This window comes from Chitinophaga sp. XS-30 (genome assembly GCF_008086345.1).
Taxonomy (GTDB): Bacteria; Bacteroidota; Bacteroidia; order Chitinophagales; family Chitinophagaceae; genus Chitinophaga.
In genome coordinates this window covers 3,810,378-3,826,867 of record NZ_CP043006.1, presented here as the reverse complement: position 1 = coordinate 3,826,867, position 16,490 = coordinate 3,810,378, and the positions used below count along the sequence as shown (strand labels likewise).

Genomic DNA, 16,490 nt, shown 5'->3' with positions numbered 1-16,490 from the left:
GAGGCAATAATGAAGCAAACCACTTGTCCTCATGTTATATATGAATAATTAATGAGAAAGAAGAAATCCTCATACAAAGGCCTCCGGAGAACCGGAAGCCCTATCCATTCATCAACCTAACGATTACCAAACATACGTTGCAACTCCTCCGTTGACTAGTTCACTCGTGACTAGTTTACCATTATACCTGATATTGAACCGCTGAGGAATACTGCCACTATTCAACACGATCAACACCTTCTTCCCCTCCGGCGTTTTGAACGCTACGTTCTCCAGCGAACCCGCAACATCCGAAGCGATCCGCACAGATCCGGGCCGAACAAATTTGGATGCATGCGCAATGATGTAATACGCCACATTCCGGGATACATTCGCCCCGGATATCGTCAGCGCACCAAGACAAGTACTGCATCCTCCGGGTGTATGCGGATCATAGGCAGGATCGGCCGCCAGGTTCCATTCCAGCACATTCCGGCTCCAGTTACGGGTAGCCCCGATGATCAGGTTGCTCACATGCCATTGCAGGTCGCCCGCGAAATTACCGGGACCGCCCACCCATTGTTCCGTGAAATAGATGTGTTTCTCCGGGTACGCATCATGCACCTGGGATAACGCGGAGATCTGGCCGCCATAAAGATGAAAGGCCGAACCATCCACAAATGCACTGGCCTGCGGGTCTTTCAGAATATCCACCGGGTAATCCGGCCGGTCTGCATTATGATCGTAAACGATGATCTTTGTGGTTATACCGGCAGCCTGAAACGCAGGGCCTAAGTGATGCTTGATAAAGTCTGCCTGCTCCGCCGCCTGCATCACCATACTTGGATTGTTGCCGCCATGCAGCGGCTCATTCTGCGGTGTGATAGCATCGATGGTAATGCCTTCCGACTCCATCGCCTGGATGTATCTAACAAAATATCCGGCGTATGCGGCATAATACTCTGGTTTGAGGCTGCCGCCGACAAATGCTTTATTCGTCTTCATCCATACCGGCGCCGTCCACGGAGAGCCCAGTATCTTTATCTGCGGGAACAGCGCTACGATCTTTTTCAACACGGGGATCAGGTCTTTCTGCTCTTCAGCGATGGAGAAATGCGCCATGTTCTCATCGGTTTGCCCCTCCGGAAGATCATTGTAGGTGAATGTATGCGCGCTGAGATCGGAAGCGCCGATGCTCACCCGCAGGTAACTGACGCCGATGAATGTACTGTCCCAATGAAACAGTTCCTTCAGCAAAGCCTCCTGCGCGGTGGCCGGCAATGCATTGATCAGGCTGGCGCTGCCGCCGGTAAGCGTATAACCGAAACCGTCGATCTCCTGGAAGGTCTGCGATTCATCCACGGTAATGGTGGGATAAACGTTGAATGTATCCCGGAATACCAGACTCACCTGCTGCGGGGCAAACAGCACAGACCGGTCCGGCTTCGTGAGCCACATGGCCACATCCGAGGTTACAGGGCCGGGACCGGGCGGGTCTATAGGATCAGGGGTACCACCTCCGCTTTTGCAACCGGCGGAGGATAGGCTGACCGACAAGAGCAGCGGCGCAATCGCCAGCCATAACTTTTTACTCATTTATCGATCATTTTATACACTCTTACATAATCTATTTCCATGTTGGTGGGAAAGATATTGTCATCCACACCCTGCTGTCCTCCCCAGTCGCCGCCCACAGCGATGTTCAGCAACAGGTGGAAACGTTTGTCGAACGGCCATACCGTATAACCCTTGCCTTCGTTGATGAACTGGTAGATCAGTACATCATCGATATATCCGCGGATAGCGTAAGGCGTCCAGTCCACACGGTAAAGATGAAATTCCGTCATGGCATTCTCGATCACCTTTGTGCTGGTCTTATGGGTGCCGATCTTGAAATAGTAGGCTTCGGTATGTACGCTGATGTGGATCTTGTTGGGATCGTAGCCGACATGCTCCATGATGTCGATCTCGCCGGACTTGGGCCAGTCGCCATACGCCCAGTCGGTCGGCAGCATCCAGATAGCCGGCCATGTGCCTTTACCTGCCGGCAGTTTCGCTTTGATCTCGAAGCGGCCGTACAGGAAATCCCCTTTGCCTTTCGAGATCAGGCGGGTGGAGGTATAATTGCGGCCGCTCATGGCTTCCTTTTTCGCGGAGATGGTGAGCACGCCATTCCCGACGAAAGCATTCTCAATCCTGTTGGTATAGTATTGCAGCTCGTTATTGCCCCATCCGTGGCCGCCGATGTCGTATCCCCATTTGGCAGCATCGGGCAGACCGTTGTAGTCAAATTCATCCTGCCAGACGGGCGTGGTCTCAAAGGTCCAGCCTTTATCCTGCGGTCCCTGTGACGGCGGAGTAACCGGGCCGGGGCCGTCTTTTTCCTGGCCGGAGCATGCCATCGCATGCAACCCGATCAACAGGATCAATCCATATTGTACTGTTTTCATAACATATGTTTTATTGCGGCCGGCAGCGGAACATTCCCACGCTTAAGATCAAATCATGGCTGCATGGAAACCCCACCGCCGGCCGCAATGTAAAGTTACTGTTCTTCGAGGAACCTGATATTGTCCAGCGTAATGCCATCCGGACCAAGGGTGCCGTTGTTCGTGCTGCCCCCTTTGATGACCATATACACGGTACCGTCCTTATCGAACTTTATCTTGCCGTCCTTCCCTTTGCCATCGCCATCACAGGCGATCACGGCAAACTCGCCGTCGAACGGTGCATTCCCGCATCCGGACCAGGTGTTCATGGCAATGAATTTGGTGCCGGAATAGTCCTTCCCCTGTTCCGGCGCGGCGGTACCGAAGACCACCTCAAACCAGGTATCCGCGGCCCCGCCGCCTTTGATATGGGCCGAAAAGGTATATTCCCGGTCTTTTTTCACCGTTACTGCCTGATAGATGGCGCCGTTGGAATTGCCGGTATTGGAAAACGTCATCATGCCATTGGCAATGGCGATAGCCGTTTGTGTACCACCGGTATTCAGCACCGTCCAGAAGGCTTCGCTGCCCGGGGACATATCCCCGCCTTTCAGGATATCTACCGCCGGGAGATCATTGGCAATGTTCACTTTCTGCGCGGTGGTGGCATAGCCGCCGTGGGTGAAAACCGTCAGCTGAATGGTATATTCTCCTTTCTTCGAAAAGCTGAGCGTGTCGGATGCCTTACGGGAAATGCCGTTCGTTCCGTAGTTCCACAGCCAGATGAATCCACCAGGCGTCGTGCTTTGCACGGCTACCTTATTCGGATTACCGGAGAGCGGCGTTGCTGTAAAAGCCGCTGTGGGCAAAGGTTGCAATGATATTGTTGATGATTCCGGCGTGCAGGCCGCCAGCAGCAGCATGCATCCGGTGATATATAATGCTCGCATGATGTTAGTTTGATGGTGATAGCCTGTTTATTTCGTTCCTCCCCATTCCTTGCTCTGTTCGAGCTTTGTATTTTCCAGTTCCAGCAGCGGAATAGGCAGTATCTCGTGCCTGCCGGGTACGAATCCGCGGGGGCCCAGAATGGCGGCAGCCTGACCGGAGCGCACCAGGTCGAACCAGCGATGGCCTTCACCGGCCAGTTCCAGTCTTCTTTCCCTGAAAATATTGTCTATCGTAGCTGGAACAGGGGTAAGCCCCACACGCGCCCGCACGGCATTCAGCAGGTTGTAGGAACGGGTGCCGGTGCCGCCGCTCTCACCGTTGCGCACCAGCGCTTCGGCCTCCATCAGATAGGTATCGGCCAGGCGGATCTCGTAAAGGTTCTGCGGATAATTCAGCTCCTGGGAACCGCCGCCGGTGGTCCTGTTGGATACGCGGCCGGCAAGTTTTTCGAGGAAATAACCGGTGTTCATATATCCTTTTTCGTATTCGGCAATACCGTTCTCTTCCAGGCTGTCGAGGTTCGCCACAGTGTACCGGTAGCGCGGGTCGAAATGAATAGCGTCGAAGAGGCTCTGGGTCACAGGCAGGAAGCTCCAGCCGGACACATAATCCGGCGCATCGGCGGTCAGGGCTTTGTAACCGCGCGGCCCTACCATAATGTTGAGCACATTCCCTTCCGTGCAGGCCACGCAATCCCAGGTGCCCGCCGATGTAGAGGTAAATGCGATCTCGAAAATGGATTCGCTGTTGAATTTGCTGGCGTTATCCGATTTCCAGAGATCCCCGAAATCCGCCAGCAGGCGGTAGCCATATTTGGCGTTCACCTGTCCCGGCGTAGCGCCGTTCACTTCCGCGAACTCGGCTGCAGCAAGCGCCCATTTCTCCTGGTAGAGGTACACCTTGCCGAGCAATGCATGCACAGCGCCTTTTGTAGCCCTGCCGCCTTCTGAAGCGATGGGCACCTGGTCCGGCAGGTTCGGCTCTTCGATGGCCGCTTTCAGGTCATCTTCTATCTGTTTGTACACATCCGCGGGCGGGGCCTGCAATACGTCGTACATTTCACTGGTGGATACCGGCAGGGAGAATAACGGCACATTTTTGAACATCCGCACCAGGTCGAAATAAAAATAGGCGCGCAGGAACCGGGCTTCTGCGATGAAGCGTTTCTTGCGGTTCTCATCCATCGGCACATCCGGCAATTTGGCAAGGATCACATTGGAGCGGAATACACCGGAAAAGCCTTTCCGCCATAATTCGTTATGGGGACCAACTTCCGAGGTAAGGGTATAGTTGGAAAATACCTGGAAGGAGTTGATGTCCGTTGAATTGCCTCCCCCGGCAACATGATCGTCCGATGCGGCATTGAATGCGCCCACACGGGTCACATAGCCGCCTCCCTGCCATCCCACCACATCATATGCGGCGATCAGCCCCTTAAAGGCTTCTTCTTCATTACGGTAATAGTTCGATTCAAGGTCCAGGCCTCTTGGTTTCACATCCAGGAAGCCGGTGCTGCATGCACTGATCAATTGCAGCCCTGCTGCCAGCATCACGACGAATGGAATATATTTCTTCTTCATTTTTGATCTGCTTTAGGTGATTAGAAAGTAGCGTTCAATCCGAACATGAAAGAGCGGGCCTGCGGATAGATACCACGGTCTATGCTGAACACCCCGCCGCCGATCTCCGGATCATAACCGGTGTATTTCGTGAACGTAACGAGGTTTTCGCTCATCACATGCACTCTCAACCGTTGCAAGCCGATCCTGCCGGTCAGTGAATTGGGCAGTGTATATCCCAGCTGCAGGGTTTTGATCCGCAGGTAGCTGCCGTCTTCCAGGTAGAACTCGGAGGAATTGGTGAAGTTCTTGTTCGGATCGCCGGTGATCAACCTGGGATGCTCATTGGAAGTACCGGGGCCGGTCCAGCGGTCCAGCGCTTTCGTTTGCCAGTTGGCGTTGGCAATGTCCAGCCGGCGAAGCCCCTGGAAGATCTTGTTGCCTCCGGCACCCTGGCCGAACAATACGATATCGAAGCCCTTCCAGGCGGCGTTGGCGGTGAAGCCGTAAGTCCATGCAGGCGTAGGATTACCGATGAAATCGCGGTCATCCTCGGTGATCATGCCATCGCCATTTTTGTCCCACCAGCGGAAATCGCCGGGCTTCGCGTTGGGCTGGATCATAGCGCCATCTTTACCGACATACGCATTTACTTCGTCCTGCGTCTGGAAGATGCCCAGCGTCCGGTAACCGAAGAAAGAGTTGATCGGCTGGCCTATAGCGGTACGGGTGATGGTGCCCATCGTCTGGAAGCTTTGCCCGCCGGAAAGATATGCTATCCCGGTGCCCAGGTCGGTCACCTTGTTTTTGAGATAGGAAACATTGCCGTTGAGCGAGAAGTCGAATTCACCGATCGTTTGGCGATACCCCAGTTCCAGTTCCACGCCGGTGTTCTCCATATCCGCAACATTGGCGGCAGGATTGGAAATAGCGCCAACGTAGGACGGGATACGGGGATTCTGCAGGATGTCTTTCGTGGCTTTTTTGAACCAGTCGAATGCCAGGGTAACATTCCTGAACAGGGTCGCTTCAAAACCGATATTGGCCTGGCTGGTTTCCTCCCATTTCAGATCGGGGTTGGATGGCGCATTGGGGCTGTAACCGATGAGGTAGCTGCCGGAATTGCCGATCGCATAGTTTCTGCCGCTGCCGATGGTGGACAGGAAAGCGAAGTTCCCGATATTATCGTTACCTACCACACCGTAGCCGCCGCGCAGCTTCAGGAAACTTATCACCTGGTTTTCCGGCCAGAAGCTTTCACGCGATGCTACCCAGCCTAGGGAAAAGGACGGGAACACGCCGTATTTGTTATTGGAGCCGAAGCGGGAGGAGCCGTCTCTGCGGATGATGGCTTCCAGCAGGTATTTTTCATCGTAGTTGTAGTTCACCCTGGCAAACAGGGATGCAATGCGGTGGTCAGCCCCCTCGCTGCCGTCAGATAAACGTTTGTCCGCCGGCACCTTGAAATTGAGGGAGGCATCGTTAAAATTATCCGCCGGCACGTCGTTGAAAGTAACGTTAATGCTGCGGGTACGGTTATCCATATACGCCCCCTGGCCAGCCAGCACCGTAAAGTTGTGGTCGCCAATAGAGCGGGAGTAAGCAATGGTGTTCTCCACGTTCCAGTTATACCCGCTATTCGAAGAGCGGTTAAAGGAGGTGCGGGAAGAGATATTGGAGGAATTAAGCCAGGATAAGGGCGTAAAGGATTCCGAGCCCCAGAAGGCGATCTTCGCGCCCAGTGTGGAGCGGAGTTTCAGGCCTTTGAGCGGTTCGGCCTCCAGGTAGGTATTGCCAACAACATTATGGGACCAGCCGTAATTGCCGATGCGGGTAGAGATATAGGCCAGCGGATTGGTCATTTCCTGGCCAACGGCGCTCGAAATACCATATGGACGGCCCAGTGCGTCCCTCCGGATGCCCACATTCGTATAGGGGGCCGCGCCGGCAATGGCCGGATCGGTGATCACCACGGGAGTGATGGGGTCAAGATTGATGGCGGAACTGAGGGGCCCGCCGAATTCGCTGTTGGTATTGCCCAGACCAACATTCTTGTCATACGCATATCCCACATTCTCACCGAAGGTCAGCCAGGGTGTGAGCTTGTGGATGGAATTCAGCCGCACGTTAAAACGCTGGTACTTTGAGATATCGGATGCCACGATACCCTCCTGCTGCAGGTAACCGAAGGAAGTATAGAAAGTGGAACGGTCGCTGCCGCCGCTTACGCTGATCTCGTGATTCTGTCTTTGTGCGCTGCTGTTGAAGATATGCGATTGCCAATCGGTTCCCTTGCCCAGGGATTCCGGATCGGCATATACGATACCATTGCCGTTGGCTACGGAAGCTTCGTTGCGCAGCGTGGCATATTCTGTTGCATTCAGCAGCTTCAGTTTACGTGCAGGTGCGGAAATGCCGTAATAACCGTTATAATTGACCGTAAGCTTGCCGGCCTTCCCTTTCTTTGTGGTGACCAGGATCACGCCTGCCGCGGCACGCGCGCCGTATATGGCCTGGGAAGCCGCATCTTTCAATACTTCAATGGATTCAATATCATACTGGTTCAGATAACCGATGCCGCCGTTGTCCACCACCACGCCATCTACCACCCACAGCGGATCATTGTTGCCGAAGGTGGTAATACCTCTTACCCTCACCGCAGCGCCGGAGCCGGGCTGACCGGAACTTTGGGCAATGGTAACGCCGGAGGTACGGCCCTGCAATGCCTGTTCCAGCCGGGTAATGGGCATATCCTCCAGGTCTTTGGCCCTTACGCTGGAAATGGCGCCGGTAACCACACTTTTCTTCTGCACGCCATAACCTACCACTACGGTTTCCGTCAAAGCTGTCTCCGACAGCTGTAATTTGATATCCATGCTGCTGCCGCTGACTTTCAGGGTACGGGTATTGTACCCGAGCACACTGAAGATCAGGGAGGCATTGGCATCCGGCACACGAATGGTATAACGTCCGTTGGCATCTGAAGCAGTGCCGGTAGAAGTGCCTGCCACGCGTACAGTGGCGCCTGGAATGGCTTCACCGGCATCGTTGGAGATACGCCCGGATACCGTGATGGCCGTATCCAGCGCCTGCAGCTCTTCCGGTTCCGGTTGCCTGATAATGATGCGCTTTCCCTCAATGGTGTAAGCCACCGGCTGCCCTTTGAGCAGGGAGCGCATGGCTTCCTGTACCGAGACGTTCTTCAGCTCGATAGTTACCGGCTTCAGACGGGATAACAGTGTTTCATCATATACCATGGAAATACCCGCCTGACGGGCAACTTCCTTCAAGACCTTTTTTAACGGGGCGTTCCGTTCCGAAATGGAGATTTGCTGCGAAACTCCTTTTGCGCTGATCTGCATGCAGGCAGCGAACAGCAAAACGGTGGTCAGTTTCATAACTTGGAACAATTTGGTTGATGAGTGCCTTCGCGTTTGGAAAGCTCCGCCACTAAAGTTTAATTTCATACTTTTGTGATGTTTGGGAATTACGAAATAATAGTTCTGAGAGGGACTATTGGCAGGATACCCAGGCTATTATCCGGAAGTGTTGCAAGCGCTTCCGGTTTTTTTTGGGCATACCGCTACCATTAACTTGTTTCAGTCGTTTTCATAACGGTCAATTTAAAGTTTGTTTAGTGTTCATGAGTCCAGCCTGGCTGCACGTGGAAAAACAGCTACAGGCGAGGGTATTGATTCTTTTATTCGGTTGATGATACCTTCAGTTTTCTGCCGTCGAGGGTAAACCTCGCTCCGTTGGGTTCCAGCATATGCAGTATTTCAGACAATGGCAGGCTTCTGCTGATGCGGCCTCCATATACGGCGGATGTCTGTTCATTCATATACGTGATGTCTATATCGTACCAGCGGGCTACCTGGCGCATGATATCGGACAGTTTTGCGTTATCGAACTCGAAGAATCCCGTTTTCCAGGCGACCACCTGCTGTACATCGGCGGGATGTACCGTAACCTTGCAGGTTTGCCGGTCATACCGTGCCTGCTGACCGGGTTTCAGTACCTGCCCGGTGCTTCCCTGTTTCACTTTTACGGCTCCTTCGAGCAATGTGGTGTTCACGCTGCTTTCATCGCTGTAGGCCATTACATCAAAGCTGGTGCCCAGCACCTGCACTTCCATATGTCCCACTTTCACCAGGAACGGCTGTTGCGCATTGCGCGATACCTCAAAATACCCTTGCCCCTGCAGCTCCACCAGTCTTTCGTTTCCGGTGAACGCGGTGGGGTATTTCAGGCTGGATGCGGAATTGAGCCAAACTTTGCTCCCGTCCGGCAACACTACGTGAAACTGCCCACCCCGCGGCACCGTGAGTGTGTTGTAACCTACAGTCCCTTCATCGGGTTCACTTTCGTATTGTAATTGTCCTTTTTGCTGCAGTACGGTGGTGCCACCCTGGCGGATCACCTGGTTGCCCGCGCTATCCAGGGTTACGGTAGTACCATTGGCGAGCGTAAGCACAGCCTTGTCACTGCCGGGGGCAATGTCTTCCGTCGTTTGCTCAGCCCGGGCCAGCGGCATGGGGGCCGGCCGGTCCGTATTATAGCGATAGATGCCTGCGGCCAGGAGCAACGCCACGGCCGCGGCCGCAAACCAGTAGCGCCGGTTGCGGGGCCGCATGTCCACCACTTTCCCGGAGGCGCTGATCTCCTGCAGGAGACGGTTCTCTATCCGGTCGCTGATCGCTGCGGGAATTTCCACCTGCGTATCCATGGAACGTTCAAACTCCTCCTGCATGCTGGCAAGCAGGGTACGGTGGGAACCTGTGGTTTGCAGCCATTGCATGAGCGCTTCCGCTTCTTCACGGGTGCATTGGCCATCCAGGTATTTCTGTAACAGTTCTTCGTGTGGAGCCATATGATCAGGCGGCCCTTTTTGACGGGTACCTGATATGAATATCCGTTTTTGAGGAATGAGGGTACCCCGGGTTACAAAAAAATTCAGGAGAAGGGCTACATTATCCTCAAACTGATATATAAAGCGCAGAAAACATCGCCGTAGCGGAAAACATAGTCATGGATGAAACGCATGCCCAGCACCATATGTTTCTTCACGGCATTACGGGAAATACCCAGGATAGCGGCGGCCTCATCATAACTGCGGCCTTCCTGCCGGCATAACCTGAAAACATTCAGCCGCTGACGCGGCATCCTGTCCAGCGCCTCATGGAACAGGCGGTCGTACTCCCGGGACTGTGCCACTTCTTCCGGCCGGGCAACTCCCCTTTCCTCCAGCTGCTGCAACAGCTGCTCCCTTAATGACCGGTCTGTGGCGATCTTTTGCAGCGTTTTGAATACATGATTGCGGGCGATGCGGTAGATATATCCGGAGAACGGCAATTCCGGATCGATGCGCTCCCGGATCTCCCATACTTTCATAAATACGTCATGCACCAGGTCCTCCGCAAGCGAAGGTATCTTGCAGAAACGCAGAATATAATAATACAGCGGAGGATGATAATGGCGGTAAATGCTGGTGAATGCAGACTCATCACCTTCTTTCATCCTTACCAGCCAGTCTTTTCCGGATAACATCCGATCCATAACGTTCCGTAATTTGGTATGTTGCCTTTGCGTAAATCTAAAGAAAAAAATCATTATCATCATCATCCCACCGGCAAGCCGGAAGCGTTTAACATACACCTCCTCAGCAGACTGCCATATTATTGCTTATATTTAAATTTAAACGCTGCGTTATGAAGAGATTCTTCCAGGTCAGGAATAAATTCAAGATTTGTTGTGTTTTGATTGTGATCATCGTACTGGTGCTATTGAACAACCTCCGGTCGAGGAAGCATATTTCCAGGCTGGACAAATCTGTTTCTTCCATTTACCAGGACCGTCTGCTGCCGGCCACTTATCTCTATGAGATATCCAACCGGCTGTATCAGAAACGGCTGATGCTGGAGGAAAAAAGCGGCCTGCAGGCAGGCTGGGCTTCATGGAAGGAGGAAAAGGACAAGGAGATAGACAGTCTCGTGAAGATCTATGACAACACTTATCTGACGAAAGAAGAAAAGGAACAGTGGACCCGGTTCAAACAACAGTTGAAACGCTATACGGAAATGGAGAATGCCGGCTTCACCGAGATGTCCGACTCCATGCATCTTTCAGCCACCCGTGAAGGTTCCCTGGACGAGCATTTCCGGCAGAGCGTGGCGTTGCTGAACAATCTTGCCGTTATACAGGCCGGGGAAGGCAAGAACCTGCAGACCGGCTCCCATGATATCGCCAGCGGATCAGTGCTTGGTTCCCACCTGGAAATGGTACTGCTGATCATTTTAGGATTGATGGCGCTCATTCTGCTCAGCATGTCCGATAAACATGTGCTGAACACAGACCAGAAAGCCGGGTTGAATTAGCGTACCGGACACAATCATAAGAAGTTGATTTTCTGTATTAGTATCCTTTTGGTGACCTGGTTACCAAAAAGTGCATACTTGCTGACCCGGACAGGACCCCTTAATTTTATATCTCATTAAAGACAGCATAGCAGCGGATGACAAAGATCAGATTAAGTATTCTGGACCAGTCGCATGTACGGCAGGGCAGTACAACACGGGAAGCCCTGCAGGAAACGAAGGCACTGGCAGAGTTGGCGGACAGCCTGGGCTTTGAAAGATTCTGGGTTTCAGAACATCATAATATTCCCAACATTGCGGGCTCCACACCGGAGGTATTGATCGCATACCTGGCGGGGCAAACCAGGCGGATCCGCTTAGGCGCTGCCGGCATCATGCTCCCTAACCACAGTGCGTTGAAAGTTGCGGAAAACTTCCGCATGCTGGAAGCCCTGTTTCCAGGGCGCATAGACCTCGGTATCGGCCGGGCGCCGGGGGGCGACCGGTTAACGGCCCGCCTGCTCAACCCGCAGAACACTTTCTCCGAAAACGAGTTCGTGCAGCAGATCATCGATCTAAAAAATTTCATTTCGGATCACGCCGAACCAGGTTCCGTACACGAGAAAGTAAAGGCCATGCCCCAGGCAGAAACCGTTCCGCCCCTCTGGCTGCTGACTTCCAGCGGCGGAAGCAGCCAGTTGGCCGCTTATTTCGGCGCCGCACTTTCCTTTGCCCAGTTCATCAACCCCAACGGCGGGCCGGAAGCGGTAGCGCAGTACCGCGCAAAATTCAAGCCTTCCGCTGAACTGAAAGCGCCGGAAGCCAACTTTTCTATTTTTGCGTTCTGTTCGGAAGATGAAAGGGCCGTGGAGCGGTGGCAAACGGAATTCGACTATCGCCTCCTCCATATCGAAAGAGGAAGGGACACCCCTATCCCACCGTATGAAGAGATCGAGCAGATAGAATATATGCCGGAAGAACAGCTCCGCATCAACTACAACCGCGGCCGGATGATCTGTGGCAACCCCGAAAGCATGCGCCGGCAGATAGAAATGTTATGCGCGCAGTATGGTGTGGATGAGGTGGTGCTTTGTACGATCTCCGAAAATGCTGCGGCGAAGACGGAATCTTTCCGGTTGCTGGCGAAAGCGTTTGCCTTGAGAGAGGCCTGACGTGCCGGGCTATACGGGGAGTAAAATGCACGGTTTCAAGGCTGCGGCCACGCCTGCGACCCAATAAAAAGAGCCTGTATCACCAATCTGATACAGGCTCCTGTTTATTTCCGCGATCGGATTATTTCAAAGATCGGATCACTTCAAAGAATTGATCCAGCCGGCGATCTTCAAAGCGTCTGCTCTGGGGACCTGCGGCATGGGCGGCATTTCTGTGGCGTAGCCGGGCCAGTTCTCCGGGTTCGGATTGTAGATCAGCTTCACCATCATTTCGTTGGAATAGTTACGTTTGGCAATATCCCGGAATGCGGGGCCTACCTGCTTTTTGTCGGCATTATGGCAGGCGCTGCAGGTGAATTTTGCCAGGAGCGGTTTTACTTCCTCGTAAGTAGGCACTTTAGCTACGGTTTTTACCGGAGCGGCAGGGGCTTTCGGCTTTGCAGCTACCTTTGTTTTTGCCGCTGCTGCTTTGGCCTCCGCCTCAGCTTTTGCTTTAGCTTCCTTTTCGGAATTATAAGTGCTTACCCCGCTCATGGATAACTTTGCGCCATCCGGGAAGTTATTCAGCGTATAATAACCGGTGGGATGCACCAGTGAATAGAAGTTATCGCGTTCCCGCACACCGTTCAGCGTAATATTATGGATGTAGTACTGGCGCATGTTATCAACGATGATGCGCACTTTATAGCCGTCATCGGATACTTTTACACCTTTTACTTCGCAGGTTTCGTTGTTTACAACGGGACTGCCGTACACTGAATGGTATTTGTAGATGAAGCTTTCCACGGAATAGGACGCAAGGTCTGCCGCGGATTTCTTGTCTACCGGCAAGGTGAATTCTATTTCAAAGCCATCAGGCATCGCTTTTACGGTACGCATTTCAAAAGGCACGCGGTTGTTCCACACCAGGCGTTGCAGGCCTTCGTTGGCATCACCGGCGGAGCCCCAACCGCGGTTGGTCTCACCCACGAACAGGGAACCGTCTTTTGCCCAGGCCATGCGCAGTACGCCGGACTGGAAATTACTGCGGAAATCAAAAGCTACGCCCTGGTACTCACCTTTTACTTTTTCCAGCACTACGCGCATGATCTTGCTCTGCCCCTGATCGCCAACAAGCACCTGGCCTCCGAATGGCCCGAAATAGTTATCGGGGATGGCCAGCATTTCGGAATTGGAGATACCCAGCACGCCGTGCGGCAGCCATACGGCAGGCAGGCGCAACTCAGGGATCGCTTTTTTCACATCGAACATGGTCTTGAATTCCTCATTCACCCTGTTCTCCGGCTTGATATAACGGCCCTGCTCATTCTTGATCCGGCGTTCATCCACCTGTGCATAGATCTGTTCCGCTTTGAGTTTCAGCGGGGAATTCGGCTGATCGGTCCAGCGAAGACCTGCGGGATGGCCCACGAAATCGCCTTTCCTTACATGCCACACACCACCGGACCCCATCCAGTCGCCCTGGTTCTCTGTGTAGAACAGTTCACCGTTGATCATGCCCAGTCCGCATGGAGAGCGCATACCTGTAGCCCAGGGCTCCAGGGTGCTGCCATCGGCGCTGATATGCATCATCCATCCGCGCCAGGGAACACGGCTTTCACCACGCCACCATTCCTCGTTGCCGAAGGCTACGTTGCCGGATACGAAAAAGGATCCGTCAGGCGCCAGCTTAGGACCGAAGCTGTATTCATGATAGTGACCGGATATCGGCCATGCATATACGGTTTCATATACATCTGCTTTACCGTCCATATTGGTATCGGTCAGTTTGGTCAGCTCACCACGCTGCGCGCAGTACAGTGCTCCGTCCTTATAGGCCAGGCCCAATACTTCATGGAGACCGGAAGCGAACTTGCGGAAGAACGGACGCCTGCTGGTGGGATTTTCCACGATAAAAATATCGCCGCGGCGGGTAGCTACGCCAAGATCGCCATTCGGCAATACCGTTAAACCCCCAACTTCCAGCAAGGTGCCTTCGGGTGCACTCATCTTCATGATCCGGAAATAATCTTCTTCCTTCGGCGTCTCCTGCGCATGTACCGGCGTTAACTGCGTAACGGCTGCGGACAAGGGCAGTAAGTATAATGCTGCTTTCTTAAAAAGCTTCTGTGAAATATTTTTCATTACTAACTACAGTCAAAGTTTTTAGAAAAGGATGGAATAGCTTAACCTGCCGCGTACGGGAATGATCAGCTCTTTGCGGCCGTTGGCGTCGCGCACGAAGGGTTTTGCCCCGCCGGCGTCCTGCAGCTGCAGGTAATAGGAACGGCCATCGACCACATACATGTCTTTGTCCAGCACTTCGATCTGTGCGCCTTCTGCGAGTTTCGCATACAGATCAGCAGCGGGTGAGGCCACGGTCAGCTCACGCTGAATGCCATGTCCGTCTGCCGATACGCGGATCTGGTCCGTTACGGCAGAACCGAAGATCTGGTAACGGAATGTAGGGCGGTCCTCTTCATCCAGTACATATCCTTTCGGGCGGTATCCGCTGCCGGTGGTGTCCGCTATCCAGGCATCCTGCTGACCGGCTAGGCGGCCGAGCGTGAAGTAAGGGATACCAAAGCGTTGTACAGCGCCTTGCGGGCGGGAAGTACCATTACCGCGTTCATGCCACATCGGCGTTGTTTCGAGGAAATCACCTCTCCATACCTGAACGATCATCCCCCTGTCCATATCATAAGTATAATGCACTTTTTCCGGGCTGCCCACGGAAACGGCATGCACTACCTTCGGCTGGTCCGGCACATCCATGAAGCTGCGCAGGATGGTATTGGAAGGAGCGTCCAGCAGAATGGGATCTGTCTGGTCCGGTGTAATGGCATCACCGAAGTACACTTCCCTGAGGCCCGGTCCGGATACGCTCAGGCCCAGTGATGGGGAGTCCCATTGATTGGACCTTGCGTACCAGATCTCTACCGGTACATTGCCTGCGGGAAGGTTTTCCTTTGCACGGTTGCCTCTGCCATCTTTATTATTTACCCTGATCATGCCACCGCCGCCGGAAGTATTCAGCGAAAAATTGTATTCGCCCGCTTCTTTCACATGCAATGTTCCTTTATAAACCAATGCATATTCGTTGGCCAGTACAGGAGAGTTGGCGGTAAGCGCATCGGCGTTTCCTTTTGCCAGTTCCTTCAGTTTGCTGAAATCCGCATCCCGGGCCACCGGACCGGCATAAGCGATATATTGAAGGCCGGTCAGTTCAGGCAGAGGCGTATTGTATTGTCTGATGCTGATGTTCCTGAATGCAACGGCGCCATGATCTCCCTGGATGCGCAACGGGCCGGCGGCTTTTTCATCCCCCCCGCCTATCGCGCCGCGGGTAGGCCCGTTCAGCTCGATGTTCTCGTGGATCATCACACCATTCAGTTCCACACGCAGTATCCTCGCGTTTGCGGTTTTTTTGCCGGAAGCATCGAAACGCGGGGCCTGGAAAGCTACCTTCAGGTGCTGCCAGAGACCGGGGGCTTTGCTCACGTTCTGGCGGGGAGCATACCCTTCAAACCCTTCGTTACCTTTTCCACGGCTGTCGTCCCAGCGTTCGTAAATACCGCCGTTGTCACCCGGGCGCGGTGTTTTAACGCCCCAGCTGTCCAGCAACTGCAGTTCATAGCGGCCCTGCAGGTAGATGCCGGAGTTGGCACCCGCGGCCATCATGTAATCCAGCTCCAGGTCAATATCACCATGTTCAAAACCTGAAAACAGGTCCTGCCCGTGATTTCTTTTACCAGGGAGATTGACCAGGATACCGGTACCTTTTCCGGTACGCAGTACGTTCTGTTTTTCCAGGTTGGCATTCACATCCCCGGCGATCTGCCAGCTGCTGCCGGGATCCTTAAATGCAGAGAGGTCCTGCAGGGATATTTGCGAAGACTGGCCGACGGCCTTCTGATTCAATGCCAGGCCGGCACTGCACATAATTAAAAAGCCGATCCCCGACCGGCTTAAAAGACTGTTTGTTGATCTTAGTACCATGGTTGCTAAAATATGAATAGTTTCTTACGGATGGAATATTTAATTGAAGAATGGACAAAAAGTCGGATG

The 16,490-nt window shown here is 53.4% G+C and carries 11 protein-coding genes; 2 read left to right on the top strand and 9 right to left on the bottom strand.

The features are described 5' to 3' along the window. Positions 1–123 precede the first annotated feature (123 nt). The 7 genes from FW415_RS15600 to FW415_RS15570 all read right to left on the bottom strand — a co-directional run bounded on the left by FW415_RS15600 (position 124) and on the right by FW415_RS15570 (position 10,474). Complete coding sequence (locus FW415_RS15600; RefSeq protein WP_148386807.1) at positions 124–1,575, bottom strand: glycoside hydrolase family 30 beta sandwich domain-containing protein; 1,452 nt, start codon at positions 1,573–1,575, stop codon at positions 124–126. Further along, on the bottom strand, positions 1,572–2,429 hold the full coding sequence (locus FW415_RS15595; RefSeq protein WP_148386803.1) for a family 16 glycosylhydrolase: 858 nt from the start codon (positions 2,427–2,429) through the stop codon (positions 1,572–1,574). Before FW415_RS15595 ends, FW415_RS15600 begins: the two co-directional genes overlap by 4 nt. 95 nt (positions 2,430–2,524) lie before the next feature. After that, positions 2,525–3,358, bottom strand: a complete 834-nt coding sequence (locus FW415_RS15590; RefSeq protein ID WP_148386799.1) for a PKD domain-containing protein — start codon at positions 3,356–3,358, stop codon at positions 2,525–2,527. Between the two features lie 27 nt (positions 3,359–3,385). Continuing rightward, positions 3,386–4,939, bottom strand: coding sequence for a RagB/SusD family nutrient uptake outer membrane protein (locus tag FW415_RS15585; RefSeq protein ID WP_148386794.1), 1,554 nt, complete (start codon positions 4,937–4,939; stop codon positions 3,386–3,388). A gap of 20 nt (positions 4,940–4,959) precedes the next feature. Continuing rightward, a complete protein-coding gene (locus tag FW415_RS15580; protein ID WP_148386789.1) occupies positions 4,960–8,316 on the bottom strand; it encodes a TonB-dependent receptor in 3,357 nt (1,118 codons plus the stop codon). Between the two features lie 302 nt (positions 8,317–8,618). Beyond that, positions 8,619–9,788: a FecR family protein gene (locus tag FW415_RS15575; RefSeq protein ID WP_148386785.1), complete on the bottom strand. Its 1,170-nt coding sequence runs from the start codon at positions 9,786–9,788 to the stop codon at positions 8,619–8,621. A 95-nt stretch (positions 9,789–9,883) separates the two neighbouring features. Next, positions 9,884–10,474 carry an RNA polymerase sigma factor gene (locus FW415_RS15570; protein ID WP_168208839.1) on the bottom strand — a complete coding sequence of 197 codons (591 nt, stop codon included), beginning with the start codon at positions 10,472–10,474 and terminating at the stop codon, positions 9,884–9,886. A 152-nt stretch (positions 10,475–10,626) separates the two neighbouring features. Here FW415_RS15570 and FW415_RS15565 point away from each other — a divergent pair, with 152 nt between their 5' ends. Both FW415_RS15565 and FW415_RS15560 read left to right on the top strand, forming a co-directional pair. Beyond that, a complete protein-coding gene (locus tag FW415_RS15565) occupies positions 10,627–11,292 on the top strand; it encodes an MCP four helix bundle domain-containing protein (protein WP_148386778.1) in 666 nt (221 codons plus the stop codon). A gap of 137 nt (positions 11,293–11,429) precedes the next feature. After that, positions 11,430–12,443, top strand: coding sequence for an LLM class flavin-dependent oxidoreductase (locus tag FW415_RS15560; RefSeq protein WP_148386774.1), 1,014 nt, complete (start codon positions 11,430–11,432; stop codon positions 12,441–12,443). A 138-nt stretch (positions 12,444–12,581) separates the two neighbouring features. Here the strand turns inward: FW415_RS15560 and FW415_RS15555 are convergent, their stop codons facing one another. Both FW415_RS15555 and FW415_RS25415 read right to left on the bottom strand, forming a co-directional pair. Then, entirely contained in the window at positions 12,582–14,513 is a 1,932-nt protein-coding gene (locus FW415_RS15555) for a hypothetical protein (RefSeq protein WP_246858761.1), read from the bottom strand. Between the two features lie 75 nt (positions 14,514–14,588). Then, positions 14,589–16,421 (bottom strand): family 16 glycoside hydrolase, encoded by a 1,833-nt coding sequence (locus FW415_RS25415; protein ID WP_246858760.1) that lies wholly within the window; start codon positions 16,419–16,421, stop codon positions 14,589–14,591. Positions 16,422–16,490 lie beyond the last annotated feature (69 nt).

Coding starts and splice junctions, on each gene's coding strand:
- FW415_RS15590 (WP_148386799.1), bottom strand. CDS start 3,358: ATGCGAGCATTATATATCACCGGATGCATGCTGCTGCTGGCGGCCTGC.
- FW415_RS15570 (WP_168208839.1), bottom strand. CDS start 10,474: ATGGATCGGATGTTATCCGGAAAAGACTGGCTGGTAAGGATGAAAGAA.
- FW415_RS25415 (WP_246858760.1), bottom strand. CDS start 16,421: ATGGTACTAAGATCAACAAACAGTCTTTTAAGCCGGTCGGGGATCGGC.
- FW415_RS15575 (WP_148386785.1), bottom strand. CDS start 9,788: ATGGCTCCACACGAAGAACTGTTACAGAAATACCTGGATGGCCAATGC.
- FW415_RS15600 (WP_148386807.1), bottom strand. CDS start 1,575: ATGAGTAAAAAGTTATGGCTGGCGATTGCGCCGCTGCTCTTGTCGGTC.
- FW415_RS15595 (WP_148386803.1), bottom strand. CDS start 2,429: ATGAAAACAGTACAATATGGATTGATCCTGTTGATCGGGTTGCATGCG.
- FW415_RS15585 (WP_148386794.1), bottom strand. CDS start 4,939: ATGAAGAAGAAATATATTCCATTCGTCGTGATGCTGGCAGCAGGGCTG.
- FW415_RS15565 (WP_148386778.1), top strand. CDS start 10,627: ATGAAGAGATTCTTCCAGGTCAGGAATAAATTCAAGATTTGTTGTGTT.
- FW415_RS15580 (WP_148386789.1), bottom strand. CDS start 8,316: ATGAAACTGACCACCGTTTTGCTGTTCGCTGCCTGCATGCAGATCAGC.
- FW415_RS15560 (WP_148386774.1), top strand. CDS start 11,430: ATGACAAAGATCAGATTAAGTATTCTGGACCAGTCGCATGTACGGCAG.